The 22,309-nt window shown below is 46.2% G+C and carries 22 protein-coding genes; 6 read left to right on the top strand and 16 right to left on the bottom strand.

The window, feature by feature from the left end; genetic code table 11:
* Positions 1-390, top strand: a 390-nt coding sequence (locus tag B5D26_RS02615; protein WP_234985156.1) for a DJ-1/PfpI family protein, incomplete at its 5' end; no start/stop codon positions are given.
* An 87-nt stretch (positions 391-477) separates the two neighbouring features.
* On the top strand, positions 478-1,131 hold the full coding sequence (locus tag B5D26_RS02610) for a Vat family streptogramin A O-acetyltransferase (RefSeq protein ID WP_078744125.1): 654 nt from the start codon (positions 478-480) through the stop codon (positions 1,129-1,131).
* Positions 1,132-1,245: 114 nt separating this feature from the next.
* On the opposite strand, the gene B5D26_RS02605 is transcribed toward B5D26_RS02610, so the two are convergent.
* Positions 1,246-1,797: a TetR/AcrR family transcriptional regulator gene (locus B5D26_RS02605; RefSeq protein ID WP_078744124.1), complete on the bottom strand. Its 552-nt coding sequence runs from the start codon at positions 1,795-1,797 to the stop codon at positions 1,246-1,248.
* A gap of 94 nt (positions 1,798-1,891) precedes the next feature.
* On the opposite strand from B5D26_RS02605, the gene B5D26_RS02600 reads away from it, so the two are divergent.
* The 4 genes from B5D26_RS02600 to B5D26_RS02585 all read left to right on the top strand — a co-directional run bounded on the left by B5D26_RS02600 (position 1,892) and on the right by B5D26_RS02585 (position 5,143).
* Positions 1,892-2,344 (top strand): HPP family protein, encoded by a 453-nt coding sequence (locus tag B5D26_RS02600; RefSeq protein WP_055032211.1) that lies wholly within the window; start codon positions 1,892-1,894, stop codon positions 2,342-2,344.
* 159 nt (positions 2,345-2,503) lie between these two features.
* Positions 2,504-3,454 carry a DUF5655 domain-containing protein gene (locus B5D26_RS02595; RefSeq protein ID WP_078744123.1) on the top strand — a complete coding sequence of 317 codons (951 nt, stop codon included), beginning with the start codon at positions 2,504-2,506 and terminating at the stop codon, positions 3,452-3,454.
* Positions 3,455-3,543: 89 nt separating this feature from the next.
* Positions 3,544-3,957 (top strand): nucleoside diphosphate kinase regulator, encoded by a 414-nt coding sequence (gene rnk, locus B5D26_RS02590; RefSeq protein ID WP_078744122.1) that lies wholly within the window; start codon positions 3,544-3,546, stop codon positions 3,955-3,957.
* 280 nt (positions 3,958-4,237) lie between these two features.
* Entirely contained in the window at positions 4,238-5,143 is a 906-nt protein-coding gene (locus B5D26_RS02585) for a DMT family transporter (RefSeq protein WP_139776572.1), read from the top strand.
* 5 nt (positions 5,144-5,148) lie between these two features.
* Here the strand turns inward: B5D26_RS02585 and cobU are convergent, their stop codons facing one another.
* The 15 genes from cobU to leuD form a co-directional block, all read right to left on the bottom strand.
* Entirely contained in the window at positions 5,149-5,670 is a 522-nt protein-coding gene (gene cobU, locus B5D26_RS02580; RefSeq protein ID WP_078744121.1) for a bifunctional adenosylcobinamide kinase/adenosylcobinamide-phosphate guanylyltransferase, read from the bottom strand.
* A gap of 106 nt (positions 5,671-5,776) precedes the next feature.
* Entirely contained in the window at positions 5,777-6,970 is a 1,194-nt protein-coding gene (locus tag B5D26_RS02575; protein WP_078744120.1) for an O-succinylhomoserine sulfhydrylase, read from the bottom strand.
* A 2-nt stretch (positions 6,971-6,972) separates the two neighbouring features.
* Positions 6,973-8,493, bottom strand: a complete 1,521-nt coding sequence (gene purF, locus B5D26_RS02570) for an amidophosphoribosyltransferase (protein WP_078744119.1) — start codon at positions 8,491-8,493, stop codon at positions 6,973-6,975.
* 39 nt (positions 8,494-8,532) lie between these two features.
* The gene (locus tag B5D26_RS02565) at positions 8,533-9,006 is read right to left on the bottom strand and encodes a CvpA family protein (protein ID WP_078744118.1); all 474 of its coding nucleotides are present in this window, start codon (positions 9,004-9,006) and stop codon (positions 8,533-8,535) included.
* Positions 9,003-9,515: an SPOR domain-containing protein gene (locus tag B5D26_RS02560; RefSeq protein ID WP_078744117.1), complete on the bottom strand. Its 513-nt coding sequence runs from the start codon at positions 9,513-9,515 to the stop codon at positions 9,003-9,005. Before B5D26_RS02560 ends, B5D26_RS02565 begins: the two co-directional genes overlap by 4 nt.
* The gene (gene folC, locus B5D26_RS02555; protein WP_139776573.1) at positions 9,512-10,825 is read right to left on the bottom strand and encodes a bifunctional tetrahydrofolate synthase/dihydrofolate synthase; all 1,314 of its coding nucleotides are present in this window, start codon (positions 10,823-10,825) and stop codon (positions 9,512-9,514) included. The genes B5D26_RS02560 and folC overlap by 4 nt, the downstream gene beginning before the upstream one ends.
* A 14-nt stretch (positions 10,826-10,839) precedes the next feature.
* Positions 10,840-11,700, bottom strand: a complete 861-nt coding sequence (gene accD / locus B5D26_RS02550) for an acetyl-CoA carboxylase, carboxyltransferase subunit beta (protein WP_078744116.1) — start codon at positions 11,698-11,700, stop codon at positions 10,840-10,842.
* A 121-nt stretch (positions 11,701-11,821) separates the two neighbouring features.
* Positions 11,822-12,625, bottom strand: a complete 804-nt coding sequence (gene trpA, locus B5D26_RS02545) for a tryptophan synthase subunit alpha (RefSeq protein WP_078744115.1) — start codon at positions 12,623-12,625, stop codon at positions 11,822-11,824.
* Between the two features lie 8 nt (positions 12,626-12,633).
* On the bottom strand, positions 12,634-13,824 hold the full coding sequence (gene trpB / locus B5D26_RS02540) for a tryptophan synthase subunit beta (protein WP_078744139.1): 1,191 nt from the start codon (positions 13,822-13,824) through the stop codon (positions 12,634-12,636).
* Positions 13,825-13,850: 26 nt separating this feature from the next.
* Complete coding sequence (locus B5D26_RS02535; RefSeq protein WP_078744114.1) at positions 13,851-14,468, bottom strand: phosphoribosylanthranilate isomerase; 618 nt, start codon at positions 14,466-14,468, stop codon at positions 13,851-13,853.
* Between the two features lie 51 nt (positions 14,469-14,519).
* Positions 14,520-15,353, bottom strand: coding sequence for a tRNA pseudouridine(38-40) synthase TruA (gene truA, locus B5D26_RS02530; RefSeq protein WP_078744113.1), 834 nt, complete (start codon positions 15,351-15,353; stop codon positions 14,520-14,522).
* 1 nt (position 15,354) lies between these two features.
* On the bottom strand, positions 15,355-18,873 hold the full coding sequence (locus B5D26_RS02525; protein ID WP_078744112.1) for a FimV/HubP family polar landmark protein: 3,519 nt from the start codon (positions 18,871-18,873) through the stop codon (positions 15,355-15,357).
* 439 nt (positions 18,874-19,312) lie between these two features.
* Positions 19,313-20,428, bottom strand: a complete 1,116-nt coding sequence (asd, locus tag B5D26_RS02520) for an aspartate-semialdehyde dehydrogenase (RefSeq protein ID WP_078744111.1) — start codon at positions 20,426-20,428, stop codon at positions 19,313-19,315.
* 127 nt (positions 20,429-20,555) lie between these two features.
* Entirely contained in the window at positions 20,556-21,617 is a 1,062-nt protein-coding gene (leuB, locus tag B5D26_RS02515) for a 3-isopropylmalate dehydrogenase (RefSeq protein WP_078744110.1), read from the bottom strand.
* Positions 21,618-21,667: 50 nt separating this feature from the next.
* Positions 21,668-22,306, bottom strand: a complete 639-nt coding sequence (gene leuD / locus B5D26_RS02510; RefSeq protein ID WP_078744109.1) for a 3-isopropylmalate dehydratase small subunit — start codon at positions 22,304-22,306, stop codon at positions 21,668-21,670.
* Between the last annotated feature and the right edge of the window lie 3 nt (positions 22,307-22,309).

Here is a 22,309-nt window from a genome sequence, read left to right as displayed (position 1 = left end):
GGAACGCGAAAGGAAGTGGATAATATCGAGGTCATTAATTGGATTTCAAGCCAGGCTTCAAAAGCGAAGTATATTGCCTCGGTATGTACTGGTAGTGCTTTACTTGCAAGAGCAGGGGTGCTGGATGGAAAAAAGGCAACCACGAACAAATTTGCATTTTCTTGGGTATCTTCACAGGGGTTAGATACTAAATGGATTGGTAAAGCTCGTTGGGTTCAGGATGGCAATATCTTTTCTTCAGCAGGCGTGTCAGCCGGAATTGATATGTCTTTAGCTTTAATTGAAGAAATTTGGGGTAAACGTCGAGCTGAGTCAATTGCTGATTGGGCAGAATATCAATGGAACTCTAATCCAGACAACGATATTTTTGCAGTGAAGCATGGTCTATAGCAGCCATAACAAGTCAATGGTGTGGGACTGCCTACACGCCGCTTCGCTTTGTTACGGCCGCCCCACATTGAGGCGTTATGAGCCATTATGGAGATATTTAATTTGTACGATCCAAATCCAAATAATAAAGAGCCAATGGAAGGATTTCCTCAAATCGGCTACCTAAAAAACTATATTAAGTCTCCAAATATTGAAGTTGGTGACTATACATACTATGACGATCCTGACGGGCCTGAAAATTTTGAACGGAATGTGCTTTATCACTTCCCTTTTATTGGTGATAAGTTAAGGATTGGAAAGTTTTGTGCTATTGCTAAAGACGTTAAGTTCATTATGAATGGTGCAAACCACAATATGTCAGGTTTTTCAACTTATCCTTTCTTCATTTTTGGTAACGGTTGGGAAGTCTCAATCCCACAAGCTGGAGAGCTTCCTTATAAAGGCGACACAGTAATTGGTAATGATGTTTGGCTGGGTTATGAATCAACCATTATGCCTGGAATAACGATTGGTGATGGTGCCATTGTCGCGAGTAAGTCTGTTGTGACACAAGATGTTCCTGCTTATTACGTTGTTGGTGGTAACCCCGCTAAGATTTTAAAGTATCGTTTTGAGCCAAATGTTGTCGATAAATTGTTAGAAATTGCGTGGTGGAATTGGAGCTCAGAGAAAATAACACTCAACCTGAAAGCAATAACAAACAATGAGTTAGAACTTCTTTTGATGGGAAATGGCTCATAACAAACGCTTCAAGAGGGACAGCCAACGCGTGGCATTTTTAGTATGCGGTGATTTTTGGTGGTGAAGTGGTCTGCGGAAGGTTGGTTTATGCGGCATTCACCCCTTAACGCAGCGTTAGCACTCAAATTTCTTGAGCATTTCAATACATTTAGATGTGATTTCTTTTCCATTTCCAGACAAGTGGGCTGTTACGATGGCACCTTCTTTCATTATGCAAATAGCATCAAGCAACGAACTATCTCCACTTTTGAGATGAGAGCTAATAATTTGTCTAACATGCTCTTTGTGGAGGTTACAGAAACGGAAAATTTCGCTGTTGATATCGCTGAATTCAGCAGATGTATTAATGAAAAAACAACCTCGAAAATCACCTAACATACTTTCTTTGTTTTGAAACCAATTGGCTAGTGCTGAAAATAGTCGATGAATAACCTCTTGGTTTGACTGGGAGCCAGATAGTTTTTGCTCTAACCAAAAAGTGAATATTTCGTGCCGTTTTTGTAAAGCAGCAAGAATTAAGGCTTCTTTACTTTCAAAATGAGAATAGAGAGTTCGTTTTGCAATACCAGAAACACTGATGACCTCATTTATTCCAATAGAATTAATTCCATTTTTATAAAAAAGGTTTAGTGCAGTATCTATCAAAAATTGACGTTTTAGGTTCATTTCATATCTCCTTTAAAGTCATATTGACAATGGTAGACCATTTTGTCTACTCTGATTCTGTAGACAGAGTGGTCTACTTCATGGAGATGTTTATATGCACAGTTTGTTCATGTCGATTTTGGCGGGCATTGGGGCCTGTTTAGCAATAGGGATGCTTTCCTTTCTTGATTCAACAATGGGTAATGTTGTTTTACTTATGGCTCCCTTTGGTGCTACTGCAGTTCTTGTGTTTGGTGTTCCGAATAGTCCTCTTGCTCAGCCTAAAAATGTGATATTCGGACATTTGATAACCGCTTTCATAGGGGTGATTTTTACTCAATATATTGGTGTGTCAGCGATATCATTAGCTGTAGCAACCGGGCTTGCTGTTAGTGCAATGCTGATTACGAAAACGACACACCCACCTGCTGGAGCTAACCCACTATTGATTATGCTTTCTGGGCAAGGTTGGAGTTTTCTTTTCACACCTGTTTTATTAGGTGCAGTTGTTATTGTGTTAGTCGGGAAAAGTATGCAGATGTTAACTCGACAATGGGTTAAAAATTAGAGTGCTAACAAACGCCTCAAGAGGGACTGTCAACGCGTGGCGTTTCCAGTCCCAATGAGCCGCGGTGGTTACAGTTGGTGTGTTTGAGTTTAGTGGTAATGCGTTGTCAGCCCCTTAGGCGGGCGTTAGAAACCAAAGAAACAATGGAGTAATCATCAAGTGCCGATTTTCGACATTACAGGAGATATGCTATCTGCTGTAGAGCAGAAAAACTTTGTGCTAGAAAAAGATTTGCAGTCCCTGATTGAGAAAAATCTCGAAACGGTCTTCAATTGCAGATTCGTTGCTAGTGAGTTTTCAACTGGCGCACAGCATGCAGGTCGTATTGATAGCCTTGCTCTATCAGAAGAAGATAATCCAGTGATTATCGAGTACAAAAAAGTTGAATCATCGGAACTTATTAACCAAAGTCTTTTCTACTTGCACTGGATTCAAGATCACAAAGGTGATTTTGAAATCGCAGTACAAAAGAGGCTGGGAAGTGGCGTAAATGTTGATTGGTCTGACGTAAGAGTTATTTGCCTTGCTCCAAACTATAAGAAATATGATTTGCACGCAGTGCAGGTAATGGGTGCAAATATTGAACTATGGAAATACCGTTTATTTTCCAACAATTCACTTTATCTGGAAGAGGTTTTTCATACTGCCAAATCAGCGGCAGTGTCAACGTCTTCGAACACCGTTGAAAATGGATACAAAAATCCCGTTATGGTTGAGGCTGGCAAAAAAGCTGCGCTAACACGTGCCACAGCAACCTATACATTTGATGAAAGACTTGAAGGAAAAAGCGACGATATCCAAGAGTTAACAGTACTCATACGAGAGTTCATCATTGGTTTAGATGAATCAATTGAAGAAGTGCCCAAAAAATTCTATGTTGCTTACAAAATATCGCAGAACATCGCTTGCATGGAAGTCAAAGGTAAGAACGTCAAGCTGTTCTTAAAGCTCAATCCGTCGGATGTTCCAGAAGGCACCAAAAACTATCGAGATGTAACATCAATAGGTCATTACGGTACTGGTGATGTTGAGTTTACCGTATCTTCGGAAGCGGAGTTTGAACCAGTTAAAGAATTTGTGGCAATCGCATACAACAAGGTCGGTGGCTAATGGTTTCTAACAATCGCAGGCACAGCGAATTACAGGCTTTCGATTTTACATAGTAACCAAAAGATCCATGATTAATTAATGAGGTAGAAATGAAAAGAAGACCAGAAATAGTGCTATCTTCGCTTGATTCAGAAAGATTGTACTCTCTCATAGATTCTTTACCAAAGAATAGTGTGTCCGGTATCGAAGAGTTGGAAGAGGAGCTTAGTCGGGCGAAGATCGTAGAGCCTAAAGAAATACCAGCAAACATCGTTACAATGAATTCTACTGTACGTTTTTTTGTTGAATCCAGTCAGAAAGAATTTGAGTTAACTTTGGTGTATCCGAAAAATGCAGATTCAAATGGAAAAACAATATCCATTTTGGCACCTGTAGGTAGCGCATTATTGGGGCTTTCCGTCGGCGATCAAATTGAGTGGCCTAAGCCCGGAGGTGGTTTTCTAAAAGTGAAGATCACAGAAATTACTTATCAACCAGAAAGAGCTGGCGACTATCAACTGTAAGCCTAACAAGTGGCTCAAGCGGGACGCTTCGTGCTAACGCGCTTGCGCCCCTTTGCCAGTCGTTCAGGCTGTAGAAATACCTCCCGTACTATGCTCTGATCGGGTCTTCAAACGCAGGAAGCGGTGATGACTCGATTCAAGCACTTCTCTCGCTACGCCCCCCTCAATTAACCCTCTGAATAATAAAATCTTACACGACAACTAAAGGTTTCTGTCTGCGAACCTGCTACTATCGTATAAGCTTATTCCTTCTCATAATTTCATTTAAGATCAAACTATTATGCAAACTCGCACCCTTCGCTCTGACCTGATGTTGCTGCTGACTGCTGCTATTTGGGGCTTGGCTTTTGTGGCTCAACGTCTGGGTATGGAGCACGTTGGCCCGTTCACTTTTAACGCTTCGCGCTTTTTCTTAGGGGCGTTGTCTTTATTACCTTTATTGCTGTTTTTTAAGCCTGAAGTGAAAACCATTGATACCACGGCCAAAAAGCCGATTAGCCTTTGGTTAGGCGGTGCAATGGCGGGTATGTTGCTGTTTATGGGCGCAGCACTGCAACAGGTAGGTTTGCAGTACACCACGGCGGGTAAAGCGGGTTTTATTACGGGGCTGTATATTATTTTGGTGCCGATGTTGGCGCTGTTTTGGGGACAAAGAACAGGCCGTAATACTTGGCTAGGGGCGTTACTGGCGGTAGTTGGGCTGTATCTGCTGAGTATTAATGATGATTTCAGTTTGTCTTATGGCGATTTATTACAGCTGATTGGTGCCTTTTTCTGGGCGGGACATGTGTTGATGATTGGTTGGTTGTCACCACAGTTGGATGCGATTCGCTTGTCGATTGTGCAGTTTTTTACCTGTGGTGTGATCAGTTTGATTGCGGCTTTTATCGCGGAAACCCCACAGATTGCCGATATTGCCGCAGGTTGGCAGCCGATTGCTTATGCAGGTTTATTATCGGTTGGTGTCGCTTATACCTTGCAGGTGGTGGCGCAAAAAAGTACACCTGCGTCTCACGCGGCTATTATTTTGAGCTTAGAGGCGGTGTTTGCGGTGATTGGCGGTTATTTGATGTTAAACGAGCTGCTAAGCCTAAAAGCGATGATTGGCTGTGGTTTGATGTTGGCGGGTATGCTGATTTCGCAGATCAATCCCAAACAAAAGCCGATGGTGGAAACCGCACACTGAGCCACTCACCGGCCAGTAGGTGACTTGAGTATCTGTGGCAAACCAGCGGTTACAAAGATCACTTGATCAGCAACCGCTGCGATGCGCTGATGTAAACGTCCAGCTTCATCGACAAAACGACGCGCTAGGGCATTGTCGGGTACGATGCCTTGGCCAACTTCGTTGCTGACCAAGATAAGGTGCCCTGAAACGCCTTGCTGTAGTTGATCAAGAAAGGTCTGTTGATAGGTGATCAAGGCTTGCTCATCTTCCAGCAATAAGAGGTTGGTCAACCAGAGTGTGAGGCAATCCAGTAGCAGGCAGTTTTCAGCTTGTGCTTGGATCACTGGCACAATCTTTAGCGGTTCTTCAATTGTTGGCCATTCGGCAGGGCGAGACTGCTGGTGATGCGCCACACGCTGTCGCATCTCGTCATCCCAAGTCTGTGCGGTGGCTAAGTAATGCACGGCCAATCCTGACTTGCTGGCGATTTTTTCTGCCAGAGCGCTTTTGCCCGAACGTGCGCCCCCTAAGATTAGACTGATCACATTTTGCCTCTTTGTTGATCGAATATTAGCCCTGTGTAACAAAAAAACCGTTTATCAGACTGAGCCAATAAACGGTTTTTGCATACCTGTTGATCACACTTCACGTTTAGATTTTAGCTAATCCACGCGCCAGATCAGCTTTTAGGTCTTCTAATGTTTCAAGCCCCACCGCTATACGGATTAAGCCGTCACGAATGCCTGCTGCATCTCGCTCATCTTGTGTGATACGGGCATGAGTGGTTGTCGCAGGATGCGTGATGGTGCTTTTAACATCGCCCAGATTGGCGGTAATGGAGATCATCTGGGTGCTATCAATCACTGTCCAAGCACTCTCTTTGCCGCCGCGCACTTCAATTGACAGTACCGCACCAAAGGCTTTTTGCTGTGTTTTTGCCAGTTCGTGATCAGGGTGAGAGGCCAATCCTGAGTAGTTGACCTTTTCCACCTGAGGCTGCTGGGCTAACCATTCCGCCAAGGCTAATGCGTTTTCGCTGTGGGCTTTCATACGCAGGTTCAGCGTTTCCAATCCCTTCAGGAATACCCACGCATTAAATGGACTTAAGCTTGGGCCGCAAGTACGCACAAAGCCGACCACTTGCTCCATGTCTTGGTGGTTGCCCACCACGACACCGCCTACGCAGCGACCCTGTCCATCCAAATATTTGGTGGCAGAGTGAATCACAATGTCTGCTCCCATCATCAAAGGACGCTGTAAAGCAGGGGTGCAGAAGCAGTTATCCACAACCAGTTTTGCGCCTTTGCTGTGTGCAATGTCGGCAATTTTCTGAATATCGCCTAATTCACAAATTGGGTTGGAGGGCGTTTCAAGAAAGTAGAGTTTGGTGTTTTCAGTCGCAGCAGAAGACCAAGCTTCGTAATCTTTCAGATCAACGTAGCTGATGCTGACACCAAATTTTTTCAGGTATTTCTCAAATAAGTTGGTGGTTGAACCAAAAATATTGCGAGAGGCCACAATATGATCACCCGCCGCCATTAAGGCCATGCAGGTGCTCAGAATTGCCGCCATACCCGACGCGGTAGCCACGGCTTGCTCGCCACCTTCTAGCGCCGCGATGCGCTGTTCAAACATCCGCACCGTTGGGTTGGTAAAACGAGAATACACATTACCCGGCACGGCACCGGAAAAACGCGCAGCCGCTTCTGCTGCGGAGCCAAACACAAAGCTAGACGTTGGATAGATCGCCTCGCTGTGCTCACCCTCATGCGAGCGGGTTTGGCCCGCACGCACAGCAAGGGTTTCTAAGCCCCAGTCGTCAGCGTTAATATCAAAGTCTGACATAATTAATCACCCGCCACGTCGTTGTGCATGTCGATGACAGCATCAACTTTCACGTCAGAGCCTGCTTTAGCGCTGTCGTTACGTTCTGCTTCAATACGGTCAAGGTAGCGTTGATCAATATCACCAGTGACATACTCACCGTTGAATACAGAGCAATCAAAGCCTTTAATATCGGCATTGCCTTCTACACCACAGGCGATTAGGTCGTCTAAGTCTTGATAGATCAGCCAGTCTGCGCCAATTTTTTCAGCCACTTCAACGTCGGTACGGTTGTGGGCGATCAGCTCATCTGCTGACGGCATATCAATACCGTATACGTTTGGATAACGTACCGCAGGTGCTGCTGAGGCAAAGTAAACATTTTTGGCACCCGCATCACGGGCCATCTGAATAATTTGCTTACAGGTGGTGCCACGTACAATCGAGTCGTCTACCAACAGAACGTTACGGTCTTTAAACTCTAGATCAATGGCGTTCAGCTTTTGGCGTACCGATTTTTTACGCTCTTTTTGGCCTGGCATAATAAAAGTGCGGCCAATATAGCGGTTTTTGATAAAGCCTTCACGGAAGGTCACGCCAAGATGATGTGCTAATTCTAGCGCAGAGGTACGGCTGGTATCTGGGATAGGGATGACCACATCAATACCATGCTCTGGGCGTTCACGCATGATTTTTTCAGCTAACTTCACACCCATACGCATACGCGATTTGTGGATGTGAATGCCATCCATGATCGAGTCAGGGCGCGCCAGATAAACGTGTTCAAAAATACAAGGACGCGGCGTCGCATTATCAGCACACTGCTGGGTAAAAATATTGCCCTCTAAGTCGATAAAAATCGCCTCACCCGGTGCAATATCGCGCTCAAGTTCAAAACCTAATACATCAAGAGCAACACTTTCAGAAGCCACCATGTATTCGGTTTTCTCACCTTCGTTTTCGCGCTTACCAAATACCGCAGGGCGAATGCCGTAAGGATCACGGAAGGCCACCAAGCCCAAACCACTGATCATGGCAATGGCGGCATAACCACCACGGCAGCGACGATGAACGCGGCGAATAGCGTCAAAAATATCACCCGCTTGTAGTTTCAAGCTGTGCTTGCCCAGCTCATGGGCAAATACGTTCAACAACACTTCTGAGTCAGAGTTGGTGTTGATATGACGTAGGTCTGTAGTAAACAGCTCTTCAGCCAAATCTTTAGAGTTAGTCAGGTTGCCGTTATGCGCCAGCGCGATACCGTAAGGCGAGTTCACATAGAATGGCTGTGATTCAGCTTCACTTGAAGAGCCTGCCGTTGGGTAACGCACGTGACCAATACCCACATTGCCATGTAGGCGCTGCATGTGACGGGTACGGAATACATCGCGTACTAAGCCATTGCTTTTACGCAGAAAAAAACGACCATCCTGGCAAGTCATCATACCTGCAGCATCCTGTCCACGGTGTTGAAGGACAGTTAAGGCATCATAAATGGCCTGATTTACGCTGCTATTGGCAACAATGCCGACGATTCCGCACATTGAACATCACCTCTTGGGGGTTAAAACAACAAAGCTGGGTTAACTAATTTGCTGATCAATCAAACCTGCGGCTTGATCTCTTAAATCTTCTAACATAGGCACTAGTTTAGATTCGTGCCAAACAGATTCTTTTGCCAAAGGGGTTAAACTAACAATGGCAACAATAATAACTAAGATAGCCGCGCCACGTAGGGTGCCAAAAATTAAGCCTAGCGCGCGGTCAAAATGGCCTAGCCCAGAGGCACTGACCAAGGTTTTACCTATACGTCCAGCAACTGAGCCGATCACAATAACCATCACCACTGTCAGGGCATAACCTAAGCCCAACCTTAACATCTCATTACTGAGATAAGGGCTTAACATATCAGCAATTTTAGGGCCAAAAGTACGCCCTAAAAGCATAGCCGCTACCCAAGTGGTTAAAGAGATTGCCTCACGCACCATGCCTCGCAGCAATCCCATTAGGGCAGAAACAGCAAGCACTGCAATAATTACCCAGTCTAACCAGATCATTGGGTGATTACCTTTTTATCTCGAACATCGACCATTGGATCGTAACTCATCATTAGCGCACTAATGCCTAGTTCTTTCTTCAGGCGGGCTTTAAGTTGCTCGGCTTTTTGAGGGTCTGCGACAGGGCCTACATAGACAACATAAAATGTTTGTCGATTGCGTACATAAGATTTTAAGCCTACTTTGCGTAATCTATCACGTAGGCTAAGTGCATTGGCTTCATCTTTGAAGGTTGCAGCTTGCAGTGTCCATGCGGCTAGAGTGTTGTTTTCTGTTAAACCTGCTTGCCACTGCTCACGTTCTGGTGTCTTCACTATAGGCGCAGGAGTCGGTATTGGTTCAGGGATTTTAACTTTAATTTCAGGCTTTGGCGGCTGAGCAGGTATTGCAGAGGTCGTTTGCGGCAGAGCGGGACGCTGACCGCCATCAAGTATAATAGGCAAAAAGATCACTGCCAGTGACAGTAAAATAACAGCGCCAATAATACGATGCTTCAAACCATATTTCATGGAGTTAATCGCTCTTTCTCTGCTAAAACCCCTGCCACTGTATAGAAAGAGCCAAAGACCAATACATTGTCATCTTCGCTAGTGTCTTTTAATACGGCGGCTAGTGCTGCACTAACATCGGTAAAACCTTGGCAGTTGTCACAGCCTAGTTGGCTTAACTTTTCTAATACCCTTTGCACAGGAGTTGCTCTAGGGCCTGAAAGCTGTGCGATATACCAAGCATCAAACTCTGGTGCCATAATCTCAAGCACAGACTCGATATCTTTATCGTCTAGCATGCCCAGCAAAGCTACTCGACGACCCGTTTTAGGCTGCTCTTGTAAACGTGCAGCAACATACTGTGCAGCGTGTGGATTATGCGCCACATCAAGTAAAAACCGTCCGATGCGCTGCATACGCCCTGTCAGCGAGGCGTTGGCTAGCCCTTGATAAATCGCTTTAGGTGCCACAGGCTTGTTCAACAGTTGCACGGCTTGAATCACCGTAGCAGCGTTATCTAAAGGTAATGCAGGTTTTGGTAAGGCTTGATAGCAAAGCGTGACTTCACCTTCAGCATTGAGCTGCTGCCATTGCCATTGCTGCTTATTGCTTTCAGGCTGCCAGCGATAATCTTGGCCTATTTGTGCAATACAAGAAGCCCCTAGGGATTGGGCAGTTGCACGTACGCTAGCCGGCATCTCTTGTGCGCCTAGCAAAGCTGGAATATTCGGACGGAAGATACCTGCTTTTTCTCGACCAATCTGTTCTAAATCTGAACCCAGCCAGCTTTCGTGATCTTTGGCGATGGTGGTTACAATGGCAACATCAGGATCAATCAGATTGACGGCATCTAAACGGCCACCTAATCCCACCTCTAAAATGGCAAAATCTGGTTTTTGCTCAGCAAAAATGAGAAAGGCCGCTAAAGTGCCAAACTCGAAATACGTCAGGCTGATCTCTGCACGAGCCTGTTCGATCTGGCAAAACGCTTGGCAGATTAAATCATCACTAACGGGCTTACCTTCTAAGCAGATACGCTCGTTGTAATGCAAAAAATGAGGGGAGGTATAACAACCCACACGATATCCGGCATGACGTAGAACCGAGTCTAACATCGCCACAGTAGAGCCTTTACCGTTAGTGCCTGCCACTGTGATTACGTCACAAGGCAGGGTGGTCACTTGCAGGCGCTCAGCCACTTGGCGTAGACGATCCAGACCTAGGTCAATTTCGCTTGGATGTAGTGCCTCTAAATAAGCCAACCATTGTTGCAGGTTGGCACTTTCAGGGCTAAAAGAGGCCAAGCAGTCTATGCCGGATAAATCGCTCATGGTTTTGACCAATCTCAGTTAGCAGGCATCGCTGTAAGTTTGCGTAGAATTGAAGAGATTCTCTCACGCAGTTCATTGCGGTGCAAAATCATATCAACCGTACCGTGTTCTAACAGGAACTCACTGCGCTGGAAACCTTCTGGTAGTTTCTCACGTACTGTTTGTTCGATAACGCGAGGGCCTGCAAAACCGCATAGCGCAAATGGCTCTGCAATATTCAGATCACCTAGCATTGCCAAACTTGCAGACACGCCACCATAAACAGGGTCAGTCAGTACTGAGATGTAAGGCACACCTGCTTGTTTCAGCTTTTCTAGTGCTGCACTGGTACGCGCCATTTGCATTAAAGAGAACAACGCCTCTTGCATACGTGCGCCACCACTGGCTGAGAAGCAGATGAAGGGTATATTTTCAGCCAGAGCAAGCTCAGCCGCTTTTACAAAGCGCTGGCCTACAACTGAACCCATTGAGCCGCCCATAAAGTTGAACTCAAAAGCACAGGCAATAACAGGTACGCCTTGAACTGTACCTCGAATCACCAGCAATGCATCTTTCTCGTTAGTCTCTTTTTGCGCCGCAGATAAGCGGTCTTTGTATTTCTTAGAGTCTTTAAACTTTAGACGATCGACAGGTTCGATATCAGAAAATAGTTCTGTACGGCCTGTTTCATCCAAAAAGATGCCTAGACGTTTACGTGCAGTTAGGCGCATGTGGTGATCACACTTAGGGCAAACATTGTGTGATTTGTCTAGCTCAGGGCGATATAACACCGCTTCGCACTTTGGACATTTGTGCCACAGGCCTTCTGGAATGTTGTTGCGACGGTTTCGATCAGAACGCACGATCGAGGGAACAATTTTCTCTAACCAACTCATAAATTAAATACTTCTATAAAGTCGTATAACAGCTAGGCCGCCCTAAGGCGGCCAACGTAAATATGTAGAGCCTCGATCGCTTATTATGACAAGTGATCGAGTTAGTCTAAAGTAGAGTCTATCAGGCATCCATCGCTGAGCGCATCTCTTTCAGCACTTCTGTAAGCGCTGGCGCAATTTTCTCAGGTTGCTCACTGAGTTCAGCAATTTTATTCACCAAAACACTGCCAACAATCACGCCATCAGAGACTTTGCTGATAGCCGCTGCAGAGGCGCCATCACGAATACCAAAGCCAACTGCTACAGGAACAGAGGTCAATGCTTGTAACTCTGCAACCTTTTCAGCAACAGCTTCAGTGTCAAGCGCCGCAGACCCTGTTACCCCTTTGATTGAAACATAATAGAGGTAGCCAGATGCGTGGTTGGCTATTTTAGCTGCACGAAGGGCTGTAGTGGTAGGGGCAATTAAGAAAATTGTGTCAATTGCTTCTGCTTTTAGCACCGCAACTAGCTCATCTGCCTCCTCTGGCGGTAGGTCAACGGTTAAAACACCATCAACCCCTGCTTTTTTGGCAGCTGTTGCAAAGTTCTGATATCCCATATATTCAATTGGGTTTAAGTAGCCCATCAATACAACCGGAGTATCAGTATCGGTTTGGCGGAAGGTCTCTACCATTGCCAACACTTTGTTCAACGTAGTGCCTGCAGCTAAAGCGCGCTCACAAGCTTTCTGGATCACAGGGCCGTCAGCCATTGGATCAGAGAAAGGCATGCCAAGTTCGATCATATCTGCACCTGCTGCCACTAAGGCATGCATCAGCTCAACGCTGTACTCAGGTTTAGGATCGCCACCAGTGATGTAAGGGATTAGTGCTTTTTTACCTTGCTCGTTCAGTTGAGCAAACTTTTGTTCAATACGTGACATCGTCAACCTCACACCGTAATGCCATCAATGCCTGCAACCGTCAGGATATCTTTATCACCCCGACCTGACAGGTTGATAATAATATGCTGATCTGGACGCATGCTTTGCGCCAGTTTGCGACCATACGCTAAAGCATGGCTACTTTCTAATGCAGGCATAATACCTTCTGTGCGCGTTAACTCACGGAAAGCAGACAGCACCTCAGTATCATTGGCCGCCACATAGTTTACGCGACCAATATCTTTCAGATATGAATGCTCTGGGCCAACACCTGGATAGTCTAAACCAGCAGAAACTGAGTGAGTTTCAATAATTTGACCATCCTCACTTTGCATCAGATAGGTGCGGTTACCATGCAGCACACCGGGCTTACCCGCACAAAGCGGAGCGGCATGACGGCCTGTTTCAACACCATCACCACCTGCTTCTACACCATACATTTGAACATCGCTGTCCTGTAAAAATGGGTAGAACAAGCCAATGGCGTTAGAACCACCACCCACACAAGCCACTAGCGCATCTGGTAAGCGACCAATCTGCTTGAGAGATTGCTCACGGGCTTCACGGCCTGAAACGGCGTTAAAATCACGCACCAACATTGGGTAAGGGTGCGGGCCTGCTGCCGTACCAATGATATAGAACGTGCTATCAACATTGGTCACCCAATCGCGCAACGCTTCATTCATGGCATCTTTTAGAGTACGAGAGCCAGATTCAACAGGCACAACAGTGGCACCCAGCAACTTCATCCGGTATACGTTCAAAGACTGACGTTTAACATCATCCGCCCCCATATACACCACGCACTCAAGACCTAAGCGCGCCGCAACAGTCGCGGTAGCCACACCATGCTGACCTGCACCTGTTTCAGCAATCACACGAGGCTTGCCCGTGTACTTAGCCAAAAGTGCCTGACCAATGGTATTGTTGATCTTGTGAGCACCCGTGTGATTTAGGTCTTCACGCTTCAGATAAATTTGTGCACCACCCAGTATCCGTGACCATCGTTCTGCGTGATAAAGCGGTGAAGGACGACCCACATAGTGAGCCAGATCTTTGTCAAATTCAGCTTGAAAGGCTGGGTCGGCAGATAACTTTTTATAAGTTGCTTCCAGCTCTTCTAGGGCATAACTCAGTGTTTCAGAGACAAAGCGACCGCCATATGGGCCAAAGTGGCCTTTATCGTCAGGCAGTTGCATTAAGTCAGCATAGGTGTTCGCCTTGGTCACGGATTTGCACCTCTAATAAATGCATCAATTTTAACGGGGTCTTTTACCCCTTTGCGGGCTTCAACGCCACCGGAAACATCAACGCCATAAGGGCGAATCTGTTCTACCGCGGTTTGAATGTTTTCTGGTGTTAAACCACCAGCAAGAATAATAGGCAGGGGACAGTTTTTAGGGATCAACTCCCAGTTGAAAGTTTCACCAGTCCCCCCTGGCACGCCTGCGCGATAGCTGTCTAACAATAGCGCGCGAGCGGTGCTGTATTCGGTTATGGCAGTATGCACGGTTTCAGCATCTTTTACCCGTAATGCTTTAATCCAAGGTCGCTGGAATTGTTGGCAAAACTGAGCAGACTCGCTGCCATGAAACTGTAACAGATCGACCTGTGTTAATAGGCTAATACGAGAAACTTCGCTGGCTGGTTCATCAACAAAAAGTGCTACAGTGGTAATAAATGGCGGTAGCTGCTGAATGATTTCGGCTGCAGCTTCTGGCGTAATATATCTAGGGCTGGGCGGATAAAACACAAAGCCCAAAGCATCTGCGCCAAAAGTGATGGCGTCTAAGGCATCCTCAATACGAGTAATACCGCATATTTTGACTCTGGTACGGGGCATAGGGTCACTTAACAGGTCTGACGCACAAACCCTGTTTGTGCGGTAACGGCATTAAATTAGGTTCAGAAAACTTGGGCCAAGCGGCTCAACGGGCAGCGCAAACTGTTCTGGGTAAATCGCCTCGACAAAATACAGACCATTAGGCGGTGCTGTCACTCCTGCTTTGGTACGATCTCGCACTTGCAGTAACTCTTTTGTCCACTCAACGGGTTTAACCCCTTCACCGATAGGCAGCAATACACCCACGATGTTACGTATCATGTGGTGTAAAAAAGCATTGGCTTTAATCTCCAACACCACTAGCTGTCCCTGCCGAAACACTTTTGCTTCTTGGATCTCTCGCCAAGGGGTATTAGATTGGCAACCTGCGGCCCGAAAGGATGAAAAATCATTTTCACCCAATAAACTTTGCACCGCCTCATGCATTTTATCGGCATCTAGGTACTGATCATGCCAAGTCAGCTGATCATGCATCAACGCAGGACGAATGCGGTTGTTATAAATGACATAGCGATAGCGGCGCGCTGTTGCCGAGTAGCGGGCATGAAAGTCATCAGAGACAGGCTGTGCCCAGCGCACCACTATATCATTAGGCAAATTGGCGTTGCAGCCATATACCCAAGCTTTGCTTGAGCGTATGGCTACAGAGTCAAAGTGAACGATTTGGCTACAACCGTGTACACCAGTGTCGGTACGACCTGAGCACAGCACTCGTATCGGTTCATTCGCAACTTTGCTAATAGCAGCTTCAAGGGTTTCTTGAACACTGCTGACACCGGGTTGCTGGGCTTGCCAGCCGTGGTAGGCGGAGCCGTTATACTCAATAGACATGGCATAACGACCCGGACGACCATTATCATCAGAAATTACAGAGAACAAATTCATATCAGCTTTGCAGTGACTCCATCAGCTTTTGGGCCGACATTTTTTGTATAGAATTACCACGTTCGATCACTTCTTTCAGAGCGTCAATAGCTGAACTGTTATTCCCCATATCAATATAAGCACGCGCTAAGTCAAGCTTAATCTCAGGGTCTTCATTCTCATCCAGAATGTCATCAATGTTCAAACTGCTATCTGAGTCATCGGACAGCAGGTCATCTTCTGTCATGCTGATATCAACAAGATCATCTAGACTACCTAAATCAGATAAGTCACTTAGCTCATCCAAACTTGGCGACAGATCAATCAGCTCATCGTCATTTTGAAGATCTTGATCTACTAAACTTTCAACAGCATCAACGTCGTAAGCATTGCTTGTATCAGTGCTGGATAGCATAGATAGGTCACCCAAGTCTTCTAACAAAGACTCAGTATTGTGCTTCATATCTTGCTGTGTTTTTTCTAGCTCTTGATCAAGCGCGCTATCTAGCTCGTAATCAAACTCATCATCAGAGAAGTTAAGATCAGTCAACTCGAAATCATCGTCATCTAACGGATCAGGCTCACCTAGATCCATTGGTGTCAGATTGATCATCGGCTCATCATCGTCACTATCAGACTCTTCACCCAAGTCCAGATCAACAAGCTCTATATCCATATCTGATAAGTCATCAACAGAAGCACCAGTCGACTCGGCATAACGGCCAAAGTCACGCTCTAATGCATCTAGCTCACTGTTCAGGTCAATGTCTTCATCTACAGACGCTGTATTGACTTCATCAGCATTGAGCTCAAGCAGGTCTAATGGCTGAAAGTCATCATCAGCATCAAGCTCTACCGTAGAGTTTGCATCGCTGCTGTAGAGCTTGCTCTGTAATGCAAGCGCTGCTGTTAAGCTGCTGATGTCACTAGTACTTTGTAGCGCTCTGAGTTCATGATCAAAAGTAGCCTCATCTTTCAGCTCTACCAGAGTTTCCATAAACTTCAAGCGAAGCTCATTACTTTCAGGTACTTCTGAAAGTGTGCGCTGCAATACCGCAGCGGCTTGCACCGTTTCACCTGCTACTAGATAAGCATCTGCCTCAGCAATTGCATCCTTTACCGTCTCAGCATCAGCATCGTCGATAGTTGCATCAGCCTCTTCAACTTCTGTTGCAGGACTCTCATCATCAAAGTCAAAGTCTAGAGGCTCTAATGCGGCTAGCTTATCGTTGCTTTCTAGGGTTTCAGCTTCGGTTTCATCAGTCAGATCAATGATGTCATCTTCACTGTTTGTGTCAGTATCACTTTCCCTGTGATCCAGATCAGTGGCCTCAATATCATCATCTAAAGCGTCAAACTCTAGATCTACCATATCAAAGCCAGAGTCTGTGTTATCGAGATTATCCTGAGCCAACATATTAACCTCATCAGCAGTATCTTCTGCTAATGGGCTTGCTGCCATTGACTCAGCTTGGACGAAAGGGACTTTTAACTCAGCGCCCTCCTCTTCCTCTGATTTCACATCAACTTCTTCATCAAGATCAAAGTCTAGATCGCCTAGATCTAAGTCACCTAAGTCATCATCAATACTATCATCTGAGTTTGATGCTGTAGTGCTGGCATCTGCCGCACCTAAGTCATCCAGCTCAAAATCCATCTCGCCAAAATCATCACTCAGGTCGTCGCTCAGATCATCAGATAGATCAGCTGCACCTAACTCATCATCAAGAGACAAGTTGTCATCAATAGACAGCTCTTCAGCTCCGTCACTCAGCTCTTGGCTATCCAAGCTATCAAACTCTAAGTTATCCAGCTCTGTATCAGCAAAGTCGCTTAGTGTGTCGTTACTGCTGCTATCGGCATCACCTAAATCATCAAGGCTAAGATCACCTAACGCCATATCATCATCGTTAAGATCAGAGCCTAAATCACCATCCAAACTTAGGTCATCATCCAAGCTAAGGTCGTCATCTAGGCTATCTAATGCAGCCGCACCAGCAACCGCAGCGCCAGCCGCAGCAGTAGCACCAATAGCTGTCGCTGCCCCATCACCGACTACGTCAGCCCCTGATTTTGCTACTTTAGGTGCTTGCGCTTTGCGGCGGCGCATCACCATCAGTACTAAAATCAAAGCCAAAATTGCAGCCGCAGCGCCGCCTAGCATCAATGAGTTTTTCTTTAAGGAGTCGACTAAAAAAGTGCTTGGATCAAGGGATTCTTGTTCCTGCTTTTCAATCACAAAAGGTTTAATGGGTTGTGCTACAGGCTCTGCTTTCACAGGCGTTTCTATAGGAGCCGCCTCAGCTTTAACCTCAGTATTAGCTTTATTAGCTTCAGCAGCTAAATCTAAACCAATTGCACCTGCCGCCGCAGGTTGTCCCATTGCAGCAGCGCCAACCATAGCAACTGGGGCAACAGGCACCGCTACATCTGTTGTCGGCGCTTCCGGCTCTACCACATTGCTCATGGAGCTATCAGCAGGTTTCTTACCTGCTAAAAGTTCATTTTGCTTAGCAAGCATGGTTTCCATTGCTGCTAGCTGTTCATCTTTTAGGCGGATTAGCTTTTGTAGTGTGCCAACCTGCTTTTGTAGTTCATCTAAGCGGCTAGACAGTTCAGCATTTTCACGTTGAGACTGATCTAAGCGCTCGTCTTTTAGGGCGATTTTCTGCTCTAACTCAGCGGCTGGAGGCATATCACCAGTCGATGCTTCAGGTTTATCGCTCACTAATGTCAGTTTGTCATTATTTACGGGGGCGGCCTTTGCCTCAACTGCAGCTGGAGCAGGAGGTGCTTTCTTCAATGCCACCCAAGCCTGATTCTGACGCGCTACTTCGCGAATAGCTTCCAGTTCACTACGTTTCAACATCGCCTTTTCACTTGGAATCAACAGGGTACTACCTGTTTCCATGTTATTGATGTTAGCGGTAGGGAATGCATCTGGGTTGGCGTCTTGAATCGCCAGCATCGCTTGTTTAATTGTGATGTTGTTATTAGGGCGGTTTTTACGCGCTAAACTCCACAAGGTGTCAGTTGCCGTTGTTTTTATACGGCTAGCACCTTCTTCAACCAAGTTACCTGCGGCAGGTGCTGCTAAAGGTTGAGCCACACGATTATTACGTGCTAAAGCCGTGCTGGTAGGCGGTGTATAAGATGGAGGATCTAGCAGGAAGGTGTATTCCCGCATTAACTGCCCTTGAGGCCATTCAACTTCTAATAAGAAGTTCAGAAATGGCTCTTTGATAGCCGTTCGACTGCTCAACTCAATATAAGCGCCATTTGCCCCTTGGCGGACATTGAAATTAAGGTTCTGTAAGAAAAATTGGCGATCTAGCCCTGCTTTTGCGAAAGCGCTTTCGCTTGCCAATTTAACACGAATCTCTGAAGCCGAAACCCCTTCGGTTTGAGCCAATTGAATGGTTGCATTCAATGGCTGATTCAGAGAGGACAGCAACTCGGCTTCACCGAGCCCAAGCCCCAACGCGAAGGGACTACTTAACATCCCTAGAGTGGCCAGGGTACCTGCCAGCTTGCGCACCATATTCCTGATTCCTTAACTCTTGTACTGTCCGATGGCAGTACGGCCGACCAATAATAGAGAACAATAACGAGGTCTATTACTAGTAGATACTTTGATGACAGTAACTTTTATCAATAATTATACTGATTGTACACAGCATCAAAGACTCATTCCTAGTATTTCTAGGTTTAGGTCATTCTTTTTGTTGTGCTTTTTATAACCTTTGCAGTCGTAACGCAAGATTTGAGCCAATATTACTACTATTTGAAGTTTGAACTATAGAAGCATTTCAAAATCAAGGTGTTAACTCAGTGGTGACGCTTTGCCACTTTACTGCCTCCTATTTTAAGCAGTGAAAGAAGGCTCTTCCGTTAAAGCCAGTTGGATTATCTAGGCTTATGCTTGCCGCCACAACGGAAAAAGCCTGCCGAAGCAGGCTTTTTAGTCCGTAGCGCTAGAGTTAGTCTTCTAGCAGAATACGCAACATACGACGCAGAGGCTCCGCCGCACCCCATAACAACTGATCACCCACGCTGAAAGCGTTCAGGTATTCATTGCCTAGGTTCATTTTGCGCAGGCGACCAACAGGAATACTTAGCGTGCCAGTCACTTTTGCTGGGGTCAATTCACGGGCTGTAATATCACGCTCGTTAGGAATCACTTTCACCCAGTCATTGGCCGATGCGATCATCGCTTCGATCTCGTCCATCGGTACATCTTTTTTCAGCTTGATGGTAAACGCTTGGCTGTGGCAGCGCATTGCACCAATACGTACACAAGTGCCATCAATCGGGATTGGGCTATCGCTTAGACCTAAAATCTTGTTGGTTTCAGCAAAACCTTTCCACTCTTCACGGCTTTGGCCATTGTCCAGCTTAGTGTCGATCCAAGGAATCAAAGAACCCGCCAATGGCGCACCAAAGTTGTCGATTGGCATTTGGTCGCCACGAATGGTTTCTGCAACCAAACGGTCAACATCTAGAATGGCAGAAGAGTCGTGTAACTGGTCTGCAACTGCACCATGCACAATACCCATCTGCTTGATCAGTTCGCGCATATGACGTGCACCGCCACCTGAAGCCGCTTGGTAAGTCATAGAGGTCATCCACTCTACCAAGTTGTTTTCAAATAGACCGCCTAAGCCCATTAGCATCAAGGATACTGTGCAGTTACCGCCGACATAGGTTTTGATCCCTTTTGCCAGACCATCTTTGATCACATGCATGTTCACCGGATCAAGAATGATGATGGCTTCTTTGTCCATGCGCAGAGACGAGGCCGCATCGATCCAGTAGCCATTCCAACCTGCTGCACGCAGTTTTGGATAAACCTCTTTGGTGTAATCACCACCTTGGCAGGTGATAATAATGTCTAGCGCTTTTAGCTCATCAATATCGGTAGCGTCTTTTAATGCTGGAGCTGCTTTGCCAAAATCAGGCGCAGCTTGACCCGCTTGAGAGGTGGTAAAGAAGATCGGTTCAATGTGAGCGAAGTCACCTTCGTCCTGCATGCGCTGCATCAGTACGGAACCTACCATGCCGCGCCAGCCAACTAGACCTACACGTTTTAGAGCCATTTGTTCACCTATGGATATCTTTAAAAAATCGCCTTTAAGAACAGTGGATAAAAGCACTTAAAGGACAAAAAATCACAAAAGTGCGTGCGAAGTTATGCACGCACTTTCGATTACAGGCGAGGGTTAATTACAATGCTGCAACTACAGCATCGCCCATCGCTTCAGTACCAATCTGAGTGCAACCTGCTGACATAATATCGCCAGTACGCAGACCTTGATCGAGCACTTTTTCTACCGCAGCTTCAATACGTGCCGCTGCCGCTTCTTCGTTCAGTGAATAACGTAACATCATTGCAACAGACAAAATAGTAGCCAATGGGTTAGCTAGGTTTTGACCTGCAATATCAGGCGCTGAACCATGGCAAGGCTCGTACATGCCTTTACCATTTTCGTCCAGAGACGCAGAAGGCAGCATACCGATAGAACCTGTTAACATTGCCGCTTCATCCGACAGGATATCGCCAAACATGTTCCCTGTTACCAGTACGTCGAATTGCTTAGGTGCTTTCACCAATTGCATCGCCGCGTTATCAACCAGCATGTGCGACAGCTCAACATCTGGGTATTCTTTTGCCAGCTCGGTCATCACCTCTTTCCACAGCACTGTCACTTCCAGTACGTTGGATTTGTCGATAGAGCATAGGCGCTTGTTGCGTTTCTGAGCCGCTTCAAAAGCTTGACGACCAATTCGACGAATTTCAGTTTCGTTGTACACATAGGTGTTGAAACCTTCACGATCACCGTTTTCCAGCGTACGGATACCACGAGGTTGACCGAAGTAAATACCGCCAGTCAGCTCACGTACGATCAGAATATCCAGACCCGCCACAATCTCAGGCTTTAAGCTTGAAACCTCTGCCAGTTGTGGATAAAGAATCGCAGGACGCAGGTTGGCAAACAGACCCAGTTTAGAACGAATCGCCAACAAGCCTTTCTCTGGACGTTTCTCCATTGGGTTAGCATCCCACTTAGGGCCGCCCACGGCACCCAATAGAATTGCATCAGCAGCCTGAGCTTTTTCTAGTGTAACAGCAGGTAGAGGCTCGCCCGTGGCGTCCACAGCCGCACCACCGATCAAGGCCGCATCAATTTCGATGTCCAGATTCAGCGCGCCTAATACTTTTACCGCTTCTTTAATGATCTCTGAGCCGATGCCGTCACCCGGTAACACCAATACTTTTTTAGTCATCACACAATCCATCTCATTTACAATCAGTTATCTTCAAAATTCAATGCAGCTTAGCTGAACAACCAAGGCGATTGTGCCTTACGGTTGGCTTCATACGACTTGATCTGTTCCGCATTTTCTAGCGTTAAGCCGATATCATCTAAACCATTCAACAGGCAATGACGACGGAAATCATCGACATCAAATGCGATCTCACGACCTGCTGGCGTGCGAATCACTTTGGCCTCCAGATCAACGGTCAACTGATAACCTTCTGCGGCTTCAGTTTCTTTAAATAAGCTGTCAACAATCGCTTCGTCTAATACGATTGGCAGAATGCCGTTTTTAAAGCAGTTGTTGTAGAAAATATCCGCATAGCTTGGTGCAATCACACAGCGGAAACCAAAATCCAACAACGCCCAAGGCGCGTGCTCACGGGAAGAGCCACAGCCAAAGTTTTGGCGCGCCAGCAACACTGAAGCCCCTTGGTAACGCGCTTGGTTCAAAACGAAATCAGGGTTTAGCGGACGACCTGAGCAGTCTTGATCCGGCTGACCTTCATCTAAATAACGCAGCTCATCAAACAGGTTCGGGCCAAAGCCTGAACGCTTGATCGACTTCAAAAACTGCTTTGGAATGATCATGTCGGTGTCGACATTGGCTCGGTCCATTGGGGCAACCAAACCTTGTAACTGAGTAAACTTATCCATTTC

This window comes from Oceanospirillum multiglobuliferum, from assembly GCF_900167095.1.
Classification (GTDB): domain Bacteria; phylum Pseudomonadota; class Gammaproteobacteria; order Pseudomonadales; family Halomonadaceae; genus Oceanospirillum; species Oceanospirillum multiglobuliferum.
The sequence above is the reverse complement of the archived record's forward strand: the minus strand, read 5'-3'. Positions and strand labels throughout refer to the sequence as shown.